This is a genomic window from Polynucleobacter arcticus, assembly GCF_013307205.1.
Taxonomy (GTDB): Bacteria; Pseudomonadota; Gammaproteobacteria; order Burkholderiales; family Burkholderiaceae; genus Polynucleobacter; species Polynucleobacter arcticus.
Map to the genome: position 1 here is coordinate 789,702 of NZ_CP028940.1, position 21,722 is coordinate 811,423.

Here is a 21,722-nt window from a genome sequence, read left to right on the forward strand (position 1 = left end):
CGTACACGGCAAAAAAGTTTTCTACATCAAACTGTTTCATGCCATCTTGAGCCAAGGTGGGCACATTAGGCATTAGGGGTGAGCGGTCCGAGGCAGCAATGGCAATCGGACGTAATTTACCGCTCTGAATATGCGGTAGGGATGCAGTCACACTATCAAACATCATCAGCGTATTGCCGGCAATTAAATCCGGCAAGGCGAACGCGCTGCCCTTGTAGGGAATGTGTGTACCAGTAGCCCCAATACGCTGCATGAACAAGGCTGACTCCAGGTGAGAGAGGCTGCCATTGCCCTGGGAAGCGTAATTAAAGTCACCCTTCTTGGATTTAATGAACGTGATGAGTTCCGGTAGATTTTTTGCAGGCACGGAAGGGTTGACCACAATCAGATGGGGAATGGTGCCAAGTAGAGCAACAGGCGCAAAGTCCTTGGTGAGATCTGCTGGAGGATTTTTAAAGAGTGCTTGTGAGATGGATTGATTAGTCAACGCACTAATGTGAATGGTATAGCCATCAGGAGCAGCTTTCGCAGCTGCACCCAAGCCAATCATGCCACCAGCACCAGGCTTATTTTCAATAACGATGGGTTGACCCAGTGCTTCGCCTAGGGGGACAGAAACTGCTCGCGCAAACGCGTCAGTAGAGCCACCTGGAGGGAATGACAAAATTGCGACCACAGATTTTTTTGGCCAATCCGCATCTGGCGCCGCTGTAACCTGTCCGAATAAACCTATTAGGGCAGCTAAACCCAACAATGGCTTAGAAAAACGTTTCAATGTATTCATTTGGATATCCAGTTTGTAAATGAGTAATATAGTATTAGAAGAATACGCCTATGTAGCGTGACCCATAAAAACTAATAACGAGACCACTATGACTGTAGCAAAAACCGCAAATCCGATTGACATGTCGGCCTATTGGATCCCTTATACGCCGAACCGCTACTTTCATCAGAATCCCAAAGTGATGGAGTCAGCAAAAGGAGCTTACTACTTCGACAATCATGGCCGTAAATTGTTTGACGGACTTTCGGGCCTGTGGTGCTCTCCTTTGGGGCATGGTGATCCACGAATTGGTGCAGCTATTCAAAAGCAATACGAAACCATGGATTACTGCCCGGCATTTCAGATGGCGAGTGAGGCTACCTTTACGTTGGCTAGCCGGATTGTCGATATGGCGCCAGCGGGTTTAGACAAAGTTTTCTTTACTAACTCAGGATCAGAGGCAGTAGATACTGCACTCAAAATGGCTGTTGCCTATCATCGCTGTATGGGCAATGCTTCACGCTTTCGCATGATTGGTCGCGAGCGCGCCTATCACGGCGTAGGCATTGGAGGTATTTCCGTTGGCGGGATTGTTGCCAATCGCAAAGCATTCGCCAATATGATGATGAATGGAGTTGATCATCTGCCGCATACATTCAATCTCTCTCAAATGGCTTTCTCAAAAGGGCAGCCTACCTGGGGTGCGCATTTAGCAGATGAGCTGGAAAATATCGTCACTTTGCATGATGCCAACACCATTGCCGCAGTCATTTTGGAGCCGGTACAAGGGTCAACAGGCGTTCTGGTACCGCCACAAGGCTATCTTCAAAAAATCCGCGATATTTGTACGAAGCACGGCATTTTGCTTATCTTCGATGAGGTCATTACAGGCTTTGGGCGACTGGGTACCAACTTCGGCGCAGATCTATTTGGTGTCACCCCTGACATGATTATCTTTGCCAAGGCCATTACCAATGGCGTGATCCCTATGGGCGGTGTAATAGTGCGTGGTGATATTTACGATGCCATCATGGCGCAGGGCGGCCAAGAGCAGACAATTGAATTCTTCCATGGCTATACGTATTCGGGCCACCCCATTCCAACAGCTGCTGCCCATGCTGTCTTAGATATTTTTGAGTCCGATAATTTGGTGAATCGTGCGAAAGCCCTTGAGCCTGTCTTAGAAAATTCGTTACATGCGCTTAAGGGTAAAACAGGCTTACTGGACATCCGCAACTGCGGTCTCTCTGGAGCTGTCGACTTGGTGCCTATTGCTGGTAAGCCGGGATTGCGGGCGATGAAGACTTTGGAGGCCTGTATTAAAAGAGGTGCATTAGTACGTATTACAAACGATACGATTGCAGTCGGCCCCCCATTCATTTCAACGCCAGCAGAAGTAGAATTCTTGGTGAGCGTATTGAGTGATGCAATTGATGATGCAATGAAGTTGGGTTAAGTGTAGAGCAAGCTTCAGTAAGCTACATGCGCTTTAGTTAAACAGGTGGTACAGCACCGGAATGGCTACCGCACTAATCACGCCATTCATGCCCATCGCCAAGCTGGCATAAGTGCCTGCCTCGGGATGAATGCTAAATGCGCGTGAAGTGCCGATGCCGTGGGCTCCAATACCAATGGCAAAGCCGCGTTGCCACCATGCCTTCATCCCCAATGCATTAAGAATAAATGGCGCCAAAATAGCCCCGAGTATTCCAGTAGTCACAGCAAAGATCGCTGTCAAAGTTGGAGATACTCCAATGCGTTCAGCGATGCCCATTGCAATAGGCGCGGTTACAGACTTGGGATACATTGCGCCAGTAATGCTCTCATCAGCCCCCAATAATTTAGCGATGTTCACCGCGCTAATAATCGAGACTAAGCCACCCGCAATTAGTGACGCTATTAAGGGAATGGAGCGACCCTTCAGGCTTTTGAGTCCCCTATAAATCGGGATCGCTAAAGAGACGGTAGCGGAACCCAAGAGGAAGTGAATAAACTGCGCGCCTTCAAAGTAAGTCGAATAGGGCATCTCAATAAACTGAATGATGCTGGCTACCAAGATGATGGCAATGGCCACCGGGTTGGCTAGAGGATTCTGTTTAGCGGACTTGTAAACCCAGAGACCGGTTTGATAAGCAGCTAAGGTAATAAAGAGGGCAAACAAAGGGCTACCGGATAGGTATACCCAAATTTCAACTATGGAGTGTTTTTCGCTCACTGATCCACCTCTGTGGGCTTAGAGCTTAAAAAACGAACCAGGACCGCGCTGGTGGCAATTGTCAGAATGACGCTGCCTACCAAGGCACTCACAATAGCTAGGGCATTGGCTTTGAGTTGCGGCAGAAACAGGACTACGCCAACTGCAGCAGGAACAAATAGAAGACCAAGGTACTGACTGAAGGCATCAGCAACAGTCGCTAACTCTGGATTGATTCCTTTGCGCAGTGCTAGCCAGGCAATCAGGAGCACCAGTCCAATCACGGGGCCGGGCAGTGTCGGCAGGACGAACTTAGAAACAAGCTCACCCAAGCTTTGAAATAACAGAATTTGAACCAGTCCAGAAATCATGCCTTGATCTTACTGCTCTGCAATATATGTTGCAAAGCAATATATAAATTCTTGTTTTAATATAAACCTAATAAAAGTAGGATATAAAAATAACAAAAGCTGAGGACATTCTGAAAAGAAAAGTTCTTAAATTACAAAACCAATAGGAGAGCGTTAATGGCTGACTTAAACATCAACGGTAAAAAGTACAAGATAGATGTAGATCCAGAAACCCCATTGTTGTGGGCCATTCGGGATCATGTGGGTCTGACTGGTACTAAATATGGTTGCGGTGTTGGTCAATGTGGTGCGTGTACCGTATTGTTCGATGGTCAAGCGATTCGAAGCTGCGCTATTCCAGTGAGCGCTGCCGCAGGAAGAAAGATTGAAACGATTGAAGGCCTTGCTAAGAATGGCCAACTCTCAAAAGTTCAAAAAGCATGGGTCGATAATCAGGTACCCCAGTGCGGTTACTGCCAGTCTGGCATGGTGATGGCCACTACCGCTTTGTTACGTAACACCCCGAAGCCTACTGATGCGCAAATTGATGCAGCAGTCACCAACATCTGCCGTTGTGGAACCTTCCAACAAGTGCGTGATGCTATTCATGCTGTGAGCAAGGCATAAGGAACGATCATGACTAAAACAATTCAAAACACAACTAATACAGTAATCAATTCAGAGATCAATTCAGAAGCTACGAATACTTCCCGTCGTCACTTTATTGTTGGCTCTAGTGCCATCGCTACTGGTTTAGCAATCGGCTTTGATTTCTCATTGATGTCTTCAGCTCATGCTGCAATGGGTTCTGGTACCACCGCGATGACTCCCCTAGAGACGCCGGAGATCGGTGTTTGGGTCGAGGTCAGGCCGAATGACGATGTCGTGGTGCGTATCGTGCGCTCTGAGATGGGTCAGGGAACCATTACTGGTTTGGCTCAAATGGTTGCTGAAGAACTGCAATGTGATTGGAAAAAAGTTTCTTACGACTATCCGTCACCTGCCGAGAACCTCAAGCGCAATAAAGTATGGGGTAGTTACTCCACCGGCGGCAGTCGTGGGATTCGTACCTCTGAACAATATGTTCGTAAAGGGGGCGCCGCAGCCTGCATGATGCTTATCCAGGCTGCAGCTAACCAGTGGAATGTGCCTGTATCAGAGGTCGTCGCTAAAGATAGCGTCATTACCCACACACCTTCTGGCCGTAAAACCACTTTCGGCAAAGTATCCGTAGCAGCTTCTAAGTTAGAGGTACCTAAAGAAGTTCCTTTAAAGGATCCTAAAGATTGGACCGTGATTGGTAAGTCAGTAAATCGTATTGACGGCACTGCGGACAAGGTCAACGGCAAGCAGGTATACGCCATTGACTTGAAGTTGCCTGGAATGTTGGTAGCAACCATTCATGAGTCTCCAGTCTTTGGTGGCAAAGTGAAGAGCTATGACGCTAGTAAAGCTTCTAGCATGAAGGGGGTCAAGAAGGTGATTCAGGTGGGTGACTCTTCTATCGTGGTTATTGCTGATACTTTTTGGCAGGCAAAGACTGGCTTAGATGCTGTCAAGATTACTTGGGATAACGGTAGCAATGGTGATGTCTCTAGTGCTTCTATTAAGAAGATGCTCGAGGGCGGCTTAACTGCGAACGATACCTTTGTGGGTAATGCAAATGGTGATGCTAAGGAAGCAATTTCCAAGGCATCTAAAACAATCGAAGCCACGTACTTCTACCCATTCTTGAATCATGCGACTTTAGAACCGCAAACAGCTACAGCGAAATGGACGCCAGATTCTTGCGAGGCTTGGGTTCCGACGCAAGATGGTGAAGCTTCTTTGGCCGCAGTGATTGCAGCTTCAGGCTTGCCTGCTGAAAAATGTAATGTATACAAGGTAAATCTTGGCGGTGGCTTTGGTCGCCGTGGCGCCTTCCAGGACTACACAACCCAAGCAGTCAATATTGCTAAGCAAATGCCGGGCACTCCAATCAAATTGATTTGGACCCGTGAAGAGGATATGACTCAAGGCCGTTATCACCCGGTAACGATGTGTAAGATGACTGCCGCTATTGATGATAAGAAAAATATCACCGGCTTAGATATGCGTATCTCCAGCCAATCTATCTTGGCTTCTGTGCGTCCAGCAGTAGTTGCCGCTAATAAAGGTAAGGATCCAGTAGTCTTCCAAGGGCTTGACGCTGCGGGTGAGCATGGTATTACGTACAGCTTCCCGAATTTGATGATTGACCACGCTATGCGTAACACGCATGTACCGCCAGGTTTTTGGCGCGGCGTCAACGTCAATCAAAATGCGATCTTCCTCGAAACCTTTATGGATGAGATGGCTGAAGCTACTGGTGTCGACGCGGTAGAGTTCCGTCGCAAGCATATGGAAAAGTTCCCGCGCGCAGTAGCAGTATTGAATGCGGTTGCTGACGGCATTGATTGGACTAAGCCGGCTAAGCCAGGCGTATTCCGCGGTGTTGCCCAGATGCGCTCTTTTGGTAGTTATGTCGCTGCTGCTTGTGAGCTATCAGTCACAAATGGTAATGAAGTAAAAATTCATCGCATCGTTGCTGCAACTGATCCGGGTTATGTTGTGAATCCAGCTCAAGTAGAGCGTCAGGTATCAGGCTCCTTCATGTATGGTTTGTCTGCTCTTTTTGAAGAAGAAATTACGATTGAGAAGGGCGCAGTGGTACAGAAGAACTTTGATACCTTCAACTCCATTCGTCTGGCACAGATGCCTAAAGTGGAAACGATCATCATTCAAGGTGGCGGTAAAGAATGGGGTGGGGTTGGTGAGCCAACAATTGCCGTAGCAGCACCAGCAGTACTCAATGCAATTTACCGAGCTACTGGTAAACGCTTGCGTACAGTGCCATTGAAAAACAGTGGCATCAAGTTGGTGTAAGTGAGATGTTCATGGGATTGGGTAAGGGTAAGAGGTGATGAGGAGCGTACTGGCAACGATCTTGCTAGGAACTTCGATCTTATCCCTTGCTAATCAAGCCCAAGCTCAAGCCCAGGCTCAAACCTGGTCAGGGGATTCCATCGTGAATCCCCTCACTTCATCTGCAGGTGATCCAGCCAAAGGTCGAATGATTGTGGCAAGTCGTCAAACAGGCTTATGCCTTCTCTGTCATAGCGGACCTTTTCCGGAAGAGCGCTTTCAGGGAAACTTAGCTCCTGATATCGGCGTTAGCGTTGGGCATCTCAGCGAGGCGCAATTGCGAGCCAGAATAGTCGATCCCAGTCGCTTTAATCCGGGTACGATCATGCCCTCCTACTACCGAACAGTAGGGCTCAGACGAGTAGCGCCAAAGTTTGAAGGTCAGCCAATGCTGAGCGGGCAAGAAATTGAAGATGTCGTCGCTTTCCTGCTGAGCCTGAAGATCAAGACTGTTCAATGAAATCTACACTATCACGATGAGTTCATTAAAAATACATTCCGCCTCCCCTAATTCTCCTAATCTCACTAGAAGACTCTATTTGTCTGCGCTAGGTATTTTGGGTTTGTCGAGCTCGCTTGCCCCATTCTCCGCTCTGGCTAAAAAACCTGAGGCGATGGAGGCGATTGCAAAAATTGTGGGGTCAAATACTATCAAGGAAGGACGGGTCAAGCTGATTATTCCGCCATTGGTGGAGAGTGGTAATTTGGTAGTGCTCAAGGTGAGTGTCGAGAGTCCGATGACCGCCAATGATTATGTCAAAGCAGTACATGTGATTTCTGAAGAAAACCCATCCCCTAATATGTTTGTAGCGTACTTCACGCCGCGCTCTGGGCGCGCAGATCTCACTACTCGTGTGCGGCTGGCTGATTCGCAAAGAGTATGGGCGATTGCTCAAATGAGTGACGGTAGTTACTGGCGGGGTTATGCGGATACCTCGGTGACTTTATCTGCATGCACGGAAATGATATGAGTAAGACCTCACGCACTAGCATCACTGTCCCCGCAACGGCCAAAAAGGGTTCGATTATTGAGATTCGGGCGATTGCCCAGCATGATATGGAAACAGGGTTTCGTTATACAGAGGATGGTAAGCGTATTCCTCGCGATATCATCCGCGTATTCACTTGCTTCTACAACGGAGAAGAAGTGTTTAAGGCGGACTTTTACTCAGGAATTGGTGCAAATCCCCTCATCATTTTTACTACTATCGCGGTCGCATCAGGCACGATTGAGTGCAAGTGGATAGGTGACAACGGTTATGAAGCAGTCACTCAAGCAAATATTACTGTCTCGTGAAAGCTCTACCAATTTGGAGTCGTTGGCTAACTGCATCAATGGCGCTCATGATGGTGCAGCTTGCATTTGCAAGGGAGACGCCAAAAGATAGTCGCCAGTCTAGTTATCAGTTAATGACGGCTGAAAATCAAGCTATGCAAGACGATCCTAACTTAAATCCTGCATTATTTTGGGTGATGGATGGCCACAGCCTCTGGAAAGAAAAGATGGGCAACAAGAATGTGTCTTGCGCATCTTGCCATGGCGATTCTGGAAAAAAGATGACCGGTGTTGCCACTCAATTTCCTAAAGTGATTCGGGGTAAGTTACAGACTCTAGAGGGGCAAATCAATCAATGTCGTACCTCGCAGCAAGATGCTCCAGCACTCGCATATGAAAGTAAAGATCTCCTAGCATTAAGCACATTTGTGGCCATTCAATCCAAGGGCATGCCTATTGCCGTTCAGGAAACGCCTCTGAATAAGCAGGATCTACAACAAGGTAAACGTTTTTTTAATGAAAGAATGGGGCAGCTCAATTTATCCTGTGCGCAATGCCATCAGGATCGCGCTGGCCTGAAATTAGGCGGTAGTCTGATTCCACAAGGACATCCCACCGCTTACCCAATCTACCGCATTGAGTGGCAAACCATGGGCTCTTTACAAAGACGTCTGCGCAATTGTATGAGTGGAGTACGTGCTAAGCAATTCGAGTACGGGTCTACTGAAATGGCTCAGCTAGAGCTCTTTCTCATGTGGCGAGCCAGAGGGATGCCCCTGGAAACTCCAGGGGTGAGGCCTTAAGAAATAGGCTTAGTCTGAGAAGACTACAGAAGTAGCGCTGTTAATTAATACGCGGTCATGCAGGTAATATCGGAGGGCGCGCGAGAGTACGGTGCGCTCTAAATCGCGACCCTTGCGAACCAAGTCTTCCGGTGTATCACCATGCGTGACGCGTGTGACGTCTTGTTCAATGATTGGACCTTCATCTAAATCACTGGTCACAAAGTGTGCAGTAGCGCCAATCAACTTAATGCCACGGGCATGGGCTTGATGGTATGGTTTGGCACCTTTGAAGCTAGGAAGAAAAGAGTGGTGAACGTTGATGCAACGTCCTGATAATTTGGTGGATAAATCATCTGACAAGATTTGCATGTAGCGCGCTAAGATCACCATATCTACTTTTGCATCATCCACAATTTCCAGTAACTTTGCCTCTTGCGTAGCTTTAGTCTCTGGGGTAACTGGCAGGTGATAAAACGGAATATCTGCAAAATCAATACTGGAATACACCTCGCGAGGATGATTGGAAACAATTCCGCAGATCACCATTGGCAACTCACCGTTACGCCAGCGATAAAGGAGATCCACTAGGCAATGATCCAACTTCGATGCCATGATCAGCACACGTTTTAAATCTTTCACAGCGCGCAAGTCCCAAGTGAGGTCAAAGCGTGTCGCAATATCTACAAAGCCTGCTTTGAGGGCTTTGCTATCAGCACTGCAACTAAAGCTAACTCGCATAAAAAAGCGCTTAGAGGCCTTGTCATCAAATTGTTGGGCTTCCTCAATATCACCGCCTAATTCAAAGATATAGGTGGATACGGCGGCAACAATACCCGGACGATTGGGGCAGGTGAGTGTGAGGTAGTAGTTTTCTGGAGTCATGGCTTCTATGTAAAAGGAGATTGCTAATTAAGGGTAATTTTAGACTGCTGACACAACCCTTGGACTAATTCACGGGCGAATAGCGCAAATAGGTCTCTTACTTTGGGGCGCGGTTCAGGGGCGCAGCAGGCTGGCTATCTGCCGGACCGGGATAGGGCTCGCTCATATCCTTGACTGGCGGAATAATAACGTCGGTACAGATCGGCTTGGATCCTAAAGCATTGAGAAAATTACAATCCTGTTTTGTTGCTGCTGAAGCAGCATGCTCAAGTGGCGACTTACCGGTTGTGGCAGTCGATATTAGGCTCGCTGCTGTTGAGGGGTTGGCTACTGCTACCGTTGCAGCTGTAGTTCCAACAGAGCTAGCCGCTGCACTCGTAGCGCCTCCAAGCGCCATGAGTGGTGCCGCACAACCTGTCAGATTGAGGCAGAGCAGTAAGCCGCTCAAGGTAAGGCCGGTATCTAAGAAAAAAGCAGACCACCTTGTTAGGTTTGGTCTGCTTAGATGGGCCATCAAGACGTTGAGTTTATTTGCGTTGGCAAACAACGTTAAAGACTCCAGCCGCCCAAGATTCACTCACGACTGGCTCAAATTCACTATTGGGAGTTTTGTTATCTGAAACTACTTTGCCTGCACCTTTATTGCCGGCAAATTCTTTGTATTCAATAGGGCGGTAGCTAATGGCAGGACAGTTGTATTCATTGATGCCGACGATGGAGCTCACGGGCTGCTTTGTTTTCGGATTCATGCCGGGCTTTTTAAAGTCAAGCATCGACATGATGCGCGCTTTTTCACCAGAATCACTAATGGTGTCAAGGTCTACATAAACCACCATAACTTCATTGGATCCCAACTCTTTCCAGGCGGCAAAGCTATTTGAAAGCGGCAAAAGGGATAGGGCAGTCAGGATGGTAAGTGCGTGAATTTTTTTCATAGATAGCATTGTCATTAGGGTGATTAATGGGGGAGAAGCTGGATTGGATTTAGTAATAGCTATTCTAACTCTCCCGCTTATTTTTCCTTAGTATTAAGATTGAGTTGCCGACTGACTTTTGCGGGCTTCATTTGGAGGGGGAGATACTCATTTTTAGCCCAGAGTGCACTCATATTTCGGTAGAGCTTGCTCTGTACCCAGCCAGATTGACCGGTTTGGTAAATAAAGAGGGATTGCTCTAAATCTGCAAGGTCATAGAGGGTGCGTAGGCTAGGTGCTTGCTTAGTCTCGAAGGGATTATCTGCCCTGAGAAGCTCAAGTCTGCCCACATTGACGGTAAAGCTATCCCCCGGAAATGCTTGCGTCAAATTGAAGAGGCTTCCCAGTAGAGGTACCTTACTAAAAGGACGATGCTCAGAAACTGCAGTATGGGCATTACCCCAAGTCCAATTTTTAGGATTGCTACCAAATTGCGTGCTCAACACTCCTAAAGCCTTATCTAAAGCTGCATTAGAAGCTTCAGCACAACTCTCGAATAGCTCAGTTTTGGGGTCATCACACCACGGACTATTAGGATTTTGTAATTGCAGAGTTAATGCTTGTCTGAAGCTACGACTGCCGTAATTTTCTGTAAACAAATATCCCAGGCGAGAAAAGAGTTTGCGCGTTAGTTGATCGGCCCAGGCATTGAAAATCAGTGCGCCAGCGCTATCCACCCGCATATCCCCCTCAAAATTTCTGGAGAGCTCGAAGGCTTGTTGAGCTAGGGGATGTTTGGACTGAGCAGATTTAAATAGCTCCAATAATGGTGTAGCACCCAAAGAGAGGGTATCGGCCTGCATCGATTTCATGGAAGGAAGATCATGACTTGATGTGTTCTTAATCAGATCCACAATTCTGTCGTAGCGGGTAGGAAGCTCCCAGTCGCCAGTTAATGGATTGGGATTATTGCTGGCCAGTATCTGTTGATTGGCTGTAGCAATCCAATTGGCATCTGGGTTATTGCTATTTGGTAGTTGATCAAATGGTACATAGCCTGTCCAGTCATATTGCTTTTCCCAGCCCAGGGCTGGAGCGACGCCATAGAGCCCTTGGTGCAGAGTCCGCTTAGGTGCAACCCCGGCTGCCTGAAATGAGATATTGCCATCGATGTCAGCAATCACCACGTTTTGCATGGGCGCATAGTTTTTGCGCAGTGCTAGCTTGAAGCTATCCAAATCTTTTGCCTGATTCATTTCCAGCAAACCAGCAACAGATTGGTTTTCTACATCTAAAGCCGTCCAGCGCAATGCCAAAGCAAAACGATCAGTATCGATAGCACGTTTTGCTCTTGCATACGATTCAGAAATCACCGGACCATGTCGAGTTTCTTTGACTAAAAAACGCAGAGGGGGTTCGCCTTTAATGTCGATGATCTCTTCGCGAACTTTAAAGGGAACCAGACCTTCAGGGCTACGATAGACGCCTGGATTTTTGGGGTCTAACTGCTCAATATACAAATCCTGAACATCTGGGCCAGTATTCGTGAAACTCCAGGCAAACTTATCCGTTCTACCTAGCACCACCGCCGGAATTCCTGGAAGGGTAGCGCCAATGACGTTGAGACCCGGAGCCTCTAGGTGGGCCATATACCAAATGGCAGGGGCAGAGAGACCCAGGTGCGGATCGTTGGCGAGCAAAGGCTTGCCAGATACAGTGAGCTTGCCATTGATCGCCCAATTATTCGAGCCAATACCCTCTTTACCCCCTAGCACTTCATTGATGGCCAGCTCGGTTGCGGGAAGCTTCTTCGACTTTTGATCCCGTGCCAATGGATTGGGATTGAATACATTGAGGTCGCGATACATTTTCGCAAAGTCGATATTACTTACGGGCTCACCTGGCGTATACGCTGGCATCACTTCCCATACTTGTTTGGTCGTTAAAAATTGCGATAGCTCGAGACGCTGTAATTCTTTATGCCAATTACCGCCGAGATCTAATGCCATCATCAGCATCCATGCCACGCTATCAGTAGGCGACCAATGGCCCGGTCTAGAATCTGTTAAAAAATATTCCAGAGGAAGTGCCCAGCCTAAGTGGGCATTTCCAGCATTGACGCCATCTGCATAGGATTGAAGCAAACGCTTCGTGGCAACAGGGTAGCGATCAAACTGCTTTTCTGCAGCATGCTTGATGCCAAGCGTGCGAATAAAGCGATCAATTGCTAACGTTTCTTTACCTAGAACTTCTGAGAGTCGCCCGCTCGCTAGTCGACGATTGACCTCCATTTGCCATGAGCGCTCGCTAGCGTGAAGGTAGCCTAGAGCAAAGAGGGCGTCACTCGAGCTCTTAGCCTGGATATGAGGTATGTCACTCTCATCAAAGCTAATGACCACGGCGTCACCCAAACTCTGAATGACTCGCTTTCCAGAGGGGTTGGTATGGGCTGAGAGTAAGTAAATTACTCCGGCAGTAATACTCAAGATCAGGACTGCAGAACTCAGCCAGAAGATGCCTTTAAAGAGGGTTTTAAGACCCGCACTTGGAGTAGGAATTTTCATGGGAATCAGTTTAGTGGGTTTGCCTCGATCGCAGCCTAACCTCGATGAAAGCAGGCTTCCGGCCAGTCAAAAGCCTCGCATGCTAAAATTTTGCTTGTCTTGATTTATTTAGTACGGCTTTATTGCTCGTGCGAGCCCGAGTGGTGAAATCGGTAGACACAGCAGATTTAAAATCTGCCGACTCAAAAAAGTCGTGCCGGTTCGATTCCGGCCTCGGGCACCAATCGATTGATTTCAGGCATCCTTGAAATACTTCCATATTCTCATCCTACTTCTTTGCGCTTCGCCCGCTTTAGCGTCCGAGTTCTTGATATTAACTTGTGAACGCACGGAAAAGAATTACACCGAAGTCTATGAGTTCAAAATACTTCCCGCTTCTAAAACTCAAAAGGCCAAAGTCTTGATCGATGGCCGAGATTTAGATCGCTCCGATGAGATGGGTCATCAGGCGGTTAAAAGCATCGTTGTTACAGAATCAACAATACTCATTTCAATGGAGGCGCACTTTCCACCAGAGAATTTTGATGGCGTGCAATATGGATCAGGATCTGTGATGACGGTGACCACGATTAATCGGTCCACCGGCCAACTCAGAAAAGTCGAAACTATTCGAGGTGGAATTCTCTCTACTACTGTGGGTGAGGGTACAAAGATCTATCAAGAGCAGTGCGTTGCCCCTAAAAAACTTTAGTTTGGCTCTGTGACAAAACCTAATTTAGTCAGGCCAGCGCGACGTGATGCTGCCAGCACTTGAGCAACATATTCATACTTCACGGCTTTGTCGGCACGTAAATTGATTTCTGGTTGTGGTTCTTTTTGGGCGGCTTTTTCAGCATAGCCATCAAAAGTCTTCAAATCAATGAGCGAGCTATTCCAAAAGATTTGACCCTGTGCATCAATGGTGAGCTGAACTGTCTCGGGCTTGACTTCGTTGCGAACGCTATTGGCTTTAGGGAGCTCAATCTTCACTGCTTGTTGGATAACGGGCAGGGTGATGATAAAAATAATTAAGAGCACCAACATGACATCCACCATAGGGGTCATGTTGATTTCCGCCATGATGGCGTCGTCGCTTTGATCGTTTTGCAAGTTGAAGGACATGCTTATTCTCCGGATTTCACGCGGGCACCAGTCACAAAGTAGGCGAGAAGATCATTGCCAAAGCGATTGAGATCGGCGACCAACAACTTATTTGCGCGATTAATCGCGTTAAAGCCTAGCACCGCTGGAATTGCAACAGCCAGTCCTAGGGCGGTCATGATGAGTGCCTCGCCAATTGGGCCGGCAACTTGATCAATTTGTGCGCTACCCGAGCTACTGATGGCAATCAAAGCATGATAGATGCCCCATACCGTTCCAAATAGGCCGACAAATGGTGATATTGCACCAGTCGATCCCAAAAAGGTCAGACCTTTTTGGAATTGTGCGGATACACCGTCAATACTATTTTTTAAGCTCCTCGCCATCCATTCAGAGTAGTTGAGTGTTTGGAGTAGCTCGCGATGGTTGGCGGACTGACTCTGATGGTGTACGGAGGCGCCACTCGCTGCCTTAGCAATCTGATAGTAAGGATTGCTTGCATGATTTGTGAATGCGCTCAGACCTTGATCGTATGAAGTAGCTCGCCAAAATTGGTCCAACTCTAGCTTAAGTTTGTTCAGAGTGCGTAAATCCCAAAAACGTGACAGCAGGATGACCCAGGTCACAACAGAGCAAGTGAGAAGGATGATTGCCACAAAGCGTGTGACTGCATCGCCTTCAAGCCATAAATTTGCCAAGCCAAATGGTGTATTCATAATAATTAGTTCTTTAAATTAAATTTAATTAAAAGGTTGGTAGAAATTCTGGCTGGTGAGCCGTTAACTAAAAATGGTTTGAAACGATAGCGACGACCAATCTCCGTAGCTGCACGATCTAGCCGTGGAAATGAGCTAGGGCGCAGTAGGGCTACATCTTCAACACTCCCTGATTCATCAATTATTAATCTGACCACCACCTCACCTTGCTCTCCAGATCGCTTAGAGAAGGAGGGGTAATAGGCATCTGCATCGGGTTGATACACGACGACCAGTTTACCAATGTCAGTCTGGATTGGTGTGCCACTGGCCCCTGAGGTAGTTGCAGGTGCAACGGTGGCATTAGGAGCTTGGGATTCACTTTTGGATTGCGGAGTGGGTGGTGTTGCAGCCTGTTGCTGGGTTTGTGGTGGACTTGGTGCTTGGGTGGACTTTTCATCCACGGTTTTCTTCTTTTGCTCTTGCTTCGGTTTTGGCGGGGGTGTGGCTGGAGCTGCTTGGGGCTGCTTAGCAGCCTCAGGACTCACGAGATTGGCCATCACCCGTGCATCATCAAGGTTATTTTCATTATCGGGTTTCATGCCGCTCTGAAAACCAATCAAGAAGAGGAAATGCAAACCAAGGACGATGCCAATGATGATCCGTTCGCTGGTATTAAATGGCAAGCGAGCGCTCATTCGGCTGAAGAAGGCGCTCATTTAAAGATGCTCACTAACTGAGATTGAGTGCTGCGCTCATCCAAATCCGATTGCATGAGCTCTTGTGCCATTTGATGTAAAAGTTCAGCATCCTTGCTACTAATGAATTGAATAGCGCCACATTTTCCATTGTCTAGATGCATGCCTTGCGCTTCTAGTTTACGTTTGAGCTGGCGAACTACGGCTTCGCTGGTATCAATTAAATTAACGGAATCTCCCAATAACTTGCGAATGGCTTTTCTCAAGAAGGGGTAGTGCGTACACCCAAGAACTAGGGTGTCAGCACCGGCATCCTGAATAGGCTCAAGATGTTCGGCAAGTAACTCTAGTGTTTCCTCGCTATTGGCTTGACCGGCTTCAATTAAAGGGACTAGACCAGGACCTGCTTGCTTAATAAATTGACAATCATTTGGTAGTGTTGCCAGCAAGGCGTTGAACTTATCGCTTTTCAGCGTAGCTTCTGTAGCAAGGACACCTACGACACCATTGCTCGATTGCATTGCCGCTGGTTTGATGCCAGGCTCCACGCCAATAATCGGAATATGACCTAGTGTCTTACGAATATGCGCGATTGCTTCCGCAGTCGCCGTATTACAGGCCACCATAATTGCATCACAACCCTGGGCTGCTAGATACTGACAGAGTTCCATGCTGCGGGAGGCAATCCACTCGCTAGACTTTTCTCCGTAGGGTGCATTAATAGAGTCTGCCAAATAAATATAGTCATGCTCGGGAAGCTGACGTAGAGCCTCATCCAAAATGGATAAGCCTCCAACGCCAGAATCAAAAACTCCAATGAGTGCCAAGTGGATGGTCTCTTAACTATTTATTGTTATGAAACTATCGTTTTATGCAATCTTGACTGGTATGCCACCAATCTTCGCTTGCCATTCTTTTGGACCAATCTCATGCATCGAGGTGCCATCAGAACTCACTGCTACCGTTACGGGCATATCCTTGACATCAAATTCATAAATGGCTTCCATGCCCAAGTCAGCAAAGCCAACAACCTTAGCTGTCTGAATTGCTTTGGAGACCAAGTAGGCGGCACCGCCCACCGCCATTAAGTACGCAGACTTATGTTTCTTGATGGCTTCAATTGCAGTAGGTCCACGCTCTGCTTTACCAATCATCGAGATGAGACCTGTCTGAGAGAGCATCATTTCTGTGAACTTGTCCATTCGGGTCGATGTGGTTGGGCCTGCTGGGCCAACGGCTTCACCGCCTACTGGATCTACGGGGCCGACGTAATAGATCACCCGATTCTTAAAGCTCACCGGCAGCTCTTCCCCCTTAGCGAGCATGTCTTGGATGCGTTTGTGTGCAGCATCGCGACCGGTCAAAATTTTGCCATTAAGAAGTAGCGTGTCACCTTCCTTCCAGCTAGCTACTTCATCGGCAGTTAGGGTATCTAAGTTCACGCGTTTGGATTTTTTGGTATCCGGTGTCCATGTGACATCTGGCCAATCGGACAAAGAGGGCGCTTCGAGTTTGGCTGGGCCATCACCATGAAGATGAAAATGTACGTGGCGAGTAGCCGCACAGTTAGGAATCATGGCCACTGGTAAGGATGCTGCATGTGTTGGGTAATCTAGGATCTTGATATCGAGAACCGTGGTTAAACCACCAAGACCTTGAGCGCCAATACCGAGCTCATTTACTTTCTTGAAAAGCTCTAGGCGGAGTTCCTCAATACGATTTTGTGGGCCACGAGCAATCAGCTCCTGAATATCGACTGGACCCATCAAAGACTCTTTAGCCATGAGCATCGCTTTTTCTGGGGTGCCACCAATACCAATACCCAAGATACCAGGAGGGCACCAACCAGCACCCATTGTCGGAACTGTTTTGAGAACCCAGTCTACGATCGAGTCCGAAGGGTTGAGCATGACCATTTTGGCCTTGTTCTCAGAGCCGCCCCCTTTGGCAGCGCAAATCACTTCAACATCGTCGCCCGGGACGATTTCATAATGGATGACAGCGGGCGTGTTGTCGCCGGTGTTTTTTCGCTTGCCCGCTGGATCAGCTAAGACAGAAGCGCGTAGCGGGTTATCTGGATTCATGTAAGCTTGACGAACGCCCTCGTTCACCATCTCAGTCACGCTCATAGTGGCATCGCCCCACTGGACATTCATACCAATTTTAAGAAAAACGACTGCTATGCCAGTGTCTTGGCACATTGGGCGGTGACCTTCCGCGCACATGCGGCTATTAGTCAAAATCTGGGCAATCGCATCCTTTGCAGCCGCGCCTTGTTCGAGCTCATAAGCTCTGCCCATAGCAGAGATAAAGTCCTTGGGGTGGTAGTAAGAAATGTACTGAAATGCGTCTGCAACGCTTTGAATGAGGTCGTTTTGTTTAATATTGGTCATCGTAGTGGGCTTAATAAAGTAAGGTTTCTTCTATTTTAAGGGTTTGCCATAGAGCAAATTTAACGGGTTTTTACTTATCCTATGAGCTGTTGGGGATGCGTTTCCCTAATTCTGCTGCATTTTCGTGGAAAAAAACGACTGATTACTGAACAGAAGGGCTGTGAAGCATGGAACCATTAATGCAAGAAAACCGCGTATTTAACCCACCTGCAGATTTTATTAAAGGTGCGACCATTTCAGGAATGGAAGCTTACAACAAGCTGTGTTCTGAAGCTGAAGCAGATTACGATGGTTTTTGGGGTCGCCTTGCCAGGGAAAACATCTTCTGGAAAAAGCCTTTTACTAAAGTTCTCGATGAGTCCAAGGCACCTTTTTACAAATGGTTCGAAGATGGCACTACCAATGCCTCCTACAACTGCTTAGACCGTCAAATTGAAAATGGCCTTGGCAATAAAACAGCGCTTATTTTTGAAGCAGATGATGGCTCCGTTACCAATGTGTCATATCAGGAATTACTTGGGCGCGTAAATCAATTTGCCAATGCCTTGCGCAAGATGGGCATCAAGTCTGGTGATCGCGTGATTATTTACATGGCAATGACCATCGAAGGCATTGTGGCAATGCATGCGTGTGCGCGTATTGGCGCTATTCACTCTGTGGTATTCGGTGGTTTCTCAGCGCAAGCTCTGCGTGATCGCATTGTTGACGTTGGCGCAGTTGCCGTGATTACGGCCGATGGACAGTTCCGTGGCGGTAAGTCATTGCCGTTGAAGGCAATTTGTGATGAAGCACTGTCAACAGGTGAGTGCCCTAACGTAAAGCATGTCATCGTGAACAAGCGTACTGGTTCAGAGGTCACCATGACCCCGGGTCGCGATGTGTGGATGCAAGAAATCGCCGCCAATGAATCTACTGTATGCGAGCCAGAGTGGGTCAGCGCAGAGCACCCCCTCTTTATTCTGTACACATCAGGCTCTACCGGCAAACCAAAGGGTGTTCAACACTCCACTGGCGGTTACCTCTTGTGGGCGATTCTCACAATGAAGTGGACCTTCGATATCAAACCCAATGATGTGTTTTGGTGTACCGCCGATATCGGTTGGGTAACAGGCCATTCCTATATTACTTATGGTCCGCTCGCTGTAGGTGCCACTGAGATTGTGTTTGAGGGTGTGCCAACCTATCCTAACGCTGGCCGCTTCTGGGACATGATTCAGAAACACAAAGCAACGATTTTCTACACCGCACCAACAGCGATTCGTTCATTGATCAAAGCCTCTAGCAATGACCAAGCAATCCATCCAAAGAGCTATGACTTGTCTTCATTGCGTCTCTTGGGTTCAGTTGGTGAGCCCATTAATCCAGAAGCTTGGATGTGGTATTACGAGAATGTGGGGGGCTCACGCTGCCCAATCGCTGATACCTTCTGGCAGACAGAAACCGGTGGTCACATGATTTCTCCATTGCCGGGTGCAACACCCATGGTTCCAGGTTCATGCACCTTGCCATTGCCAGGCATCATGGCGGCGATTGTGGATGAGGCTGGTGTAGATGTAGCGAACGGTAATGGCGGCATCTTGGTGGTGAAGCGTCCATGGCCTTCAATGATTCGGACGATTTGGGGTGATCCAGATCGTTTTATTAAGTCCTATTTCCCAGAGGAGTTGGGTGGCACTTTGTACTTGGCTGGTGATGGCGCTATTCGTCATAAAGATACGGGCTACTTCACCATTACTGGTCGCATCGACGATGTGCTGAACGTGTCTGGGCACCGCATGGGTACGATGGAAATCGAGTCCTGTTTAGTTGCAAATCCATTGGTTGCGGAAGCGGCTGTAGTGGGCCGTCCAGATGAGCTGACTGGCGAGGCTATTTGCGTATTCGTGGTTCTGAAGGGCGGTCGCCCAACAGGCGAAGAGGCCAAAAAGGTTGCTACTGAGTTGCGTAACTGGGTGGGTAAAGAAATCGGCCCAATCGCCAAACCTAAAGATGTTCGTTTTGGCGATAACTTACCTAAAACACGTTCTGGCAAGATCATGCGTCGCTTGCTTCGCGTGATTGCTAAAGGCGAAGAGATTACCCAAGATACTTCAACCCTCGAAAATCCAGCAATTTTGGAGCAGTTAAAAGAGTCTGTTTAAGTAGCTAATGCGGCTTTTAGAGGAAACCCTTCTGGGAAACGTATAATCGAAAGTTGTACGGAAGGGTGGATGAGCGGTTTAAGTCACACGCCTGGAAAGCGTGCGTAGGTTTATAGCCTACCGCGGGTTCGAATCCCGCCTCTTCCGCCAGTAGTATAAAGTCCTTGTAAATCAATAGTTTACAAGGACTTTTTTATTGTTTCAACCTATGTTTAAACCCCATACTGCTAAGTGATTTCTTCACACAAAGAGCTGGCTGATTTTCCTTATCATTCGCGTCCTTCGCTTTTACCAAGGAGGGCTCAGATAAGATTTAAATCTTATCTAAGTAGATTGGAGTGGGAGGGCTCTACTGCGCCCGATGAAAATTAAAGATCTTTTTTGGCGAATTGGAATTAAAAAACAAATCAAGCGCTGCATTAAGGTGATTTTCTTCGCAAATCTATTCCAAGATTCTCTCTACCTTTTCAGACCCATCTTCGTAGATGAATAGAATCTCGTACTCGCCAATAATTTTTGATTTTTTAAGTTTTTTATCGCCCCACTTAATTTCTCTTTGAATTCCCAATTCTTTATCCTCAACGGTAACAAAATTATTATCAAAGTCAGTTTCAATGAGATCGAATTGAACTGCTGTCAATTTAGGTCCACTACCAAAGAGAGTTTTTCTATAGTAAATCATTGCAGCAACATGGGTTGATTTTGTATTATTTGGGGTACTTGGGTTTGGGGTGCTGGTGGTCTGTAACCTAAAGCGCTATGCGGCCTGACATGGTTGTAATGCTTAACCCACTCCCCCACGATGATCTGGGCTTCTTTTAAGCTATAGAAGATCTCCCCATCCAAAAGATTGTCTCTAAAGGTGCCGTTAAAGCTTTCACAAAAGCCATTCTCCCAAGGGCTGCCCGGTTCAATGTAGGCTGTCTTTACTCCAATGCCAGATAACCAACTACGCAGCTCTTTAGCAATAAATTCTGGGCCATTATCACTTCGGATGTGCTCGGGGATGCCGTGAGTAATCATGGCGTTGGCCAGTTGTTCAATCACTTGGATTGAGCCAATTCGTCTAGCGCAGTGGATCGTTAAACACTTTCTACTGAACTCATCAATCATGGTCAGCATCCGGATCTTGCCACCATAAGCGTCCCTGATAAAGACAAAGTCATAACTCCAAACATGATTGGTATGAGTAGCTCGCAACCTCATACAGCTGCCATCGTTAAACCAGAGTCTGCCTCTAGGAGGTTGCTTTTGTGGGATCTTTAGGCCTTCTTGCCGCCAGATGCGAGCAACCTTGGCGGTAGTCGCTTGCCCCCAACCAGCGTTACGCATCATGCCCGCAATAAATCTATAACCGTAACGGCCATAGGTGCTGGCCATGCGGATGACTTCGGCTCTAAGGGGCTCTTCGTCATCTCTAGGCAATGGCATATAGCGATACGCTGCTCTAGATAGCCCCACTAAACTGCAGGCAGTCCGCTCAGAGATAGAATGCTGGTCCATGAGCAGCTGCGCTGCATTTTTACGCCTAGTAGGGCTTAGAAGTTTCCCTTAATGACTTCCTTAAGCATGACTTCTCGTAGCGATAAGTCCGCTACGAGCTTCTTGAGTCGGGTATTTTCCAGTTCTAGATCTTTGTACTTACGAGCTTGATCGACCTTCATGCCGCCATAAATCTTGCGCCAACGATAGTAGCTTTGCTCTACCGTTCCCACTTCTTTACAGGCCTGGGCTAGGGTTTTGCCGTTCGTTGTCAGGACATCGATTTGACGCAATAAGGTGACGATTTGCTCGGGTTTAAGACGTTGGCCTTTTGCCATATTTACACTCCTTTAAGGTGAAGATTATCAAAAATCCTCTCTTCTGGAGTGGTACTAAAAATCAAGTCAGTTCAGTAAAAATAATTTTTTTATAAAGTTCAGCATTTATTAATGTTCTAGAAGTTATAAGTTGTTATTCCACTTTAATCGATTAGAAGTTGAATTCCAAGTATTGAATGAATATCTAGAAGAGGTAAAAATTCAAATTAAGGGTAAGCACTAGT

The 21,722-nt window shown here is 47.4% G+C and carries 23 protein-coding genes and 2 tRNA genes; 11 read left to right on the plus strand and 14 right to left on the minus strand.

Going from position 1 to position 21,722, the window contains the following annotated elements:
* On the minus strand, window positions 1–784 hold a 784-nt coding region (locus tag DN92_RS04045), incomplete at its 3' end, for a Bug family tripartite tricarboxylate transporter substrate binding protein (RefSeq protein ID WP_173961248.1).
* A gap of 88 nt (window positions 785–872) precedes the next feature.
* Here DN92_RS04045 and aptA point away from each other — a divergent pair.
* On the plus strand, window positions 873–2,219 hold the full coding sequence (gene aptA, locus DN92_RS04050) for an omega-aminotransferase AptA (protein WP_173960052.1): 1,347 nt from the start codon (window positions 873–875) through the stop codon (window positions 2,217–2,219).
* Window positions 2,220–2,252: 33 nt separating this feature from the next.
* Here aptA and DN92_RS04055 read toward each other — a convergent pair whose 3' ends face one another.
* Window positions 2,253–2,978 (minus strand): LrgB family protein, encoded by a 726-nt coding sequence (locus DN92_RS04055; RefSeq protein WP_173960053.1) that lies wholly within the window; start codon window positions 2,976–2,978, stop codon window positions 2,253–2,255.
* The gene (locus DN92_RS04060; protein WP_173960054.1) at window positions 2,975–3,328 is read right to left on the minus strand and encodes a CidA/LrgA family protein; all 354 of its coding nucleotides are present in this window, start codon (window positions 3,326–3,328) and stop codon (window positions 2,975–2,977) included. The genes DN92_RS04055 and DN92_RS04060 overlap by 4 nt, the downstream gene beginning before the upstream one ends.
* A gap of 156 nt (window positions 3,329–3,484) precedes the next feature.
* On the opposite strand from DN92_RS04060, the gene DN92_RS04065 reads away from it, so the two are divergent.
* Genes DN92_RS04065 through soxA form a run of 6 tightly spaced genes read left to right on the plus strand, consistent with a single transcriptional unit; the run spans window position 3,485 to window position 8,329 of the window.
* The gene (locus DN92_RS04065) at window positions 3,485–3,934 is read left to right on the plus strand and encodes a (2Fe-2S)-binding protein (protein ID WP_173960055.1); all 450 of its coding nucleotides are present in this window, start codon (window positions 3,485–3,487) and stop codon (window positions 3,932–3,934) included.
* A gap of 9 nt (window positions 3,935–3,943) precedes the next feature.
* Entirely contained in the window at window positions 3,944–6,211 is a 2,268-nt protein-coding gene (locus DN92_RS04070; RefSeq protein WP_217426049.1) for a xanthine dehydrogenase family protein molybdopterin-binding subunit, read from the plus strand.
* A 37-nt stretch (window positions 6,212–6,248) separates the two neighbouring features.
* Window positions 6,249–6,710: a sulfur oxidation c-type cytochrome SoxX gene (soxX, locus tag DN92_RS04075; RefSeq protein WP_173960056.1), complete on the plus strand. Its 462-nt coding sequence runs from the start codon at window positions 6,249–6,251 to the stop codon at window positions 6,708–6,710.
* 16 nt (window positions 6,711–6,726) lie between these two features.
* Window positions 6,727–7,221: a SoxY-related AACIE arm protein gene (locus tag DN92_RS04080; RefSeq protein WP_173960057.1), complete on the plus strand. Its 495-nt coding sequence runs from the start codon at window positions 6,727–6,729 to the stop codon at window positions 7,219–7,221.
* Complete coding sequence (locus DN92_RS04085; RefSeq protein ID WP_173960058.1) at window positions 7,218–7,547, plus strand: thiosulfate oxidation carrier complex protein SoxZ; 330 nt, start codon at window positions 7,218–7,220, stop codon at window positions 7,545–7,547. Before DN92_RS04080 ends, DN92_RS04085 begins: the two co-directional genes overlap by 4 nt.
* On the plus strand, window positions 7,544–8,329 hold the full coding sequence (gene soxA, locus DN92_RS04090) for a sulfur oxidation c-type cytochrome SoxA (RefSeq protein WP_254598339.1): 786 nt from the start codon (window positions 7,544–7,546) through the stop codon (window positions 8,327–8,329). Before DN92_RS04085 ends, soxA begins: the two co-directional genes overlap by 4 nt.
* A gap of 9 nt (window positions 8,330–8,338) precedes the next feature.
* On the opposite strand, the gene purU is transcribed toward soxA, so the two are convergent.
* The 4 genes from purU to DN92_RS04110 form a co-directional block, all read right to left on the minus strand.
* Window positions 8,339–9,193 carry a formyltetrahydrofolate deformylase gene (gene purU, locus DN92_RS04095; protein ID WP_173960059.1) on the minus strand — a complete coding sequence of 285 codons (855 nt, stop codon included), beginning with the start codon at window positions 9,191–9,193 and terminating at the stop codon, window positions 8,339–8,341.
* Window positions 9,194–9,290: 97 nt separating this feature from the next.
* Entirely contained in the window at window positions 9,291–9,641 is a 351-nt protein-coding gene (locus tag DN92_RS04100; protein ID WP_173960060.1) for a hypothetical protein, read from the minus strand.
* Window positions 9,642–9,720: 79 nt separating this feature from the next.
* Window positions 9,721–10,128, minus strand: coding sequence for a surface-adhesin E family protein (locus DN92_RS04105; RefSeq protein WP_173960061.1), 408 nt, complete (start codon window positions 10,126–10,128; stop codon window positions 9,721–9,723).
* A gap of 77 nt (window positions 10,129–10,205) precedes the next feature.
* On the minus strand, window positions 10,206–12,671 hold the full coding sequence (locus tag DN92_RS04110; protein WP_173960062.1) for a penicillin acylase family protein: 2,466 nt from the start codon (window positions 12,669–12,671) through the stop codon (window positions 10,206–10,208).
* 134 nt (window positions 12,672–12,805) lie between these two features.
* Between DN92_RS04110 and DN92_RS04115 the strand changes: the two genes are divergently transcribed.
* Window positions 12,806–12,894: transfer RNA gene (locus DN92_RS04115), tRNA-Leu, on the plus strand.
* Window positions 12,895–12,915: 21 nt separating this feature from the next.
* The gene (locus DN92_RS04120; protein WP_254598340.1) at window positions 12,916–13,362 is read left to right on the plus strand and encodes a hypothetical protein; all 447 of its coding nucleotides are present in this window, start codon (window positions 12,916–12,918) and stop codon (window positions 13,360–13,362) included.
* Here DN92_RS04120 and DN92_RS04125 read toward each other — a convergent pair.
* From DN92_RS04125 to DN92_RS04145, 5 genes are read right to left on the minus strand one after another with little or no spacing between them, the layout of a single operon-like run.
* Complete coding sequence (locus tag DN92_RS04125) at window positions 13,359–13,772, minus strand: ExbD/TolR family protein (RefSeq protein WP_173960063.1); 414 nt, start codon at window positions 13,770–13,772, stop codon at window positions 13,359–13,361. The genes DN92_RS04120 and DN92_RS04125 overlap by 4 nt on opposite strands.
* 2 nt (window positions 13,773–13,774) lie before the next feature.
* Window positions 13,775–14,467, minus strand: coding sequence for a MotA/TolQ/ExbB proton channel family protein (locus tag DN92_RS04130; RefSeq protein WP_173960064.1), 693 nt, complete (start codon window positions 14,465–14,467; stop codon window positions 13,775–13,777).
* Between the two features lie 5 nt (window positions 14,468–14,472).
* Window positions 14,473–15,165: a TonB family protein gene (locus tag DN92_RS04135; RefSeq protein WP_173960065.1), complete on the minus strand. Its 693-nt coding sequence runs from the start codon at window positions 15,163–15,165 to the stop codon at window positions 14,473–14,475.
* On the minus strand, window positions 15,162–15,971 hold the full coding sequence (gene murI, locus DN92_RS04140; protein WP_173960066.1) for a glutamate racemase: 810 nt from the start codon (window positions 15,969–15,971) through the stop codon (window positions 15,162–15,164). Before murI ends, DN92_RS04135 begins: the two co-directional genes overlap by 4 nt.
* A 42-nt stretch (window positions 15,972–16,013) precedes the next feature.
* On the minus strand, window positions 16,014–17,537 hold the full coding sequence (locus DN92_RS04145; RefSeq protein ID WP_173960067.1) for a fumarate hydratase: 1,524 nt from the start codon (window positions 17,535–17,537) through the stop codon (window positions 16,014–16,016).
* Window positions 17,538–17,704: 167 nt separating this feature from the next.
* Between DN92_RS04145 and acs the strand changes: the two genes are divergently transcribed.
* Window positions 17,705–19,678: an acetate--CoA ligase gene (acs, locus tag DN92_RS04150; RefSeq protein WP_173960068.1), complete on the plus strand. Its 1,974-nt coding sequence runs from the start codon at window positions 17,705–17,707 to the stop codon at window positions 19,676–19,678.
* Between the two features lie 59 nt (window positions 19,679–19,737).
* Window positions 19,738–19,828, plus strand: a tRNA-Ser gene (locus tag DN92_RS04155).
* A 292-nt stretch (window positions 19,829–20,120) separates the two neighbouring features.
* Here the strand turns inward: DN92_RS04155 and DN92_RS04160 are convergent.
* Window positions 20,121–20,318 (minus strand): hypothetical protein, encoded by a 198-nt coding sequence (locus tag DN92_RS04160; protein WP_173960069.1) that lies wholly within the window; start codon window positions 20,316–20,318, stop codon window positions 20,121–20,123.
* Window positions 20,319–20,356: 38 nt separating this feature from the next.
* Window positions 20,357–21,498, minus strand: a protein-coding gene (locus DN92_RS04165) for an IS3 family transposase (RefSeq protein WP_173959624.1) whose coding sequence is annotated in 2 segments (ribosomal slippage) — window positions 20,357–21,231 and window positions 21,231–21,498 — 1,143 coding nt in all. Because the reading frame shifts where the segments join, the coding sequence is not laid out codon by codon here.
* Between the last annotated feature and the right edge of the window lie 224 nt (window positions 21,499–21,722).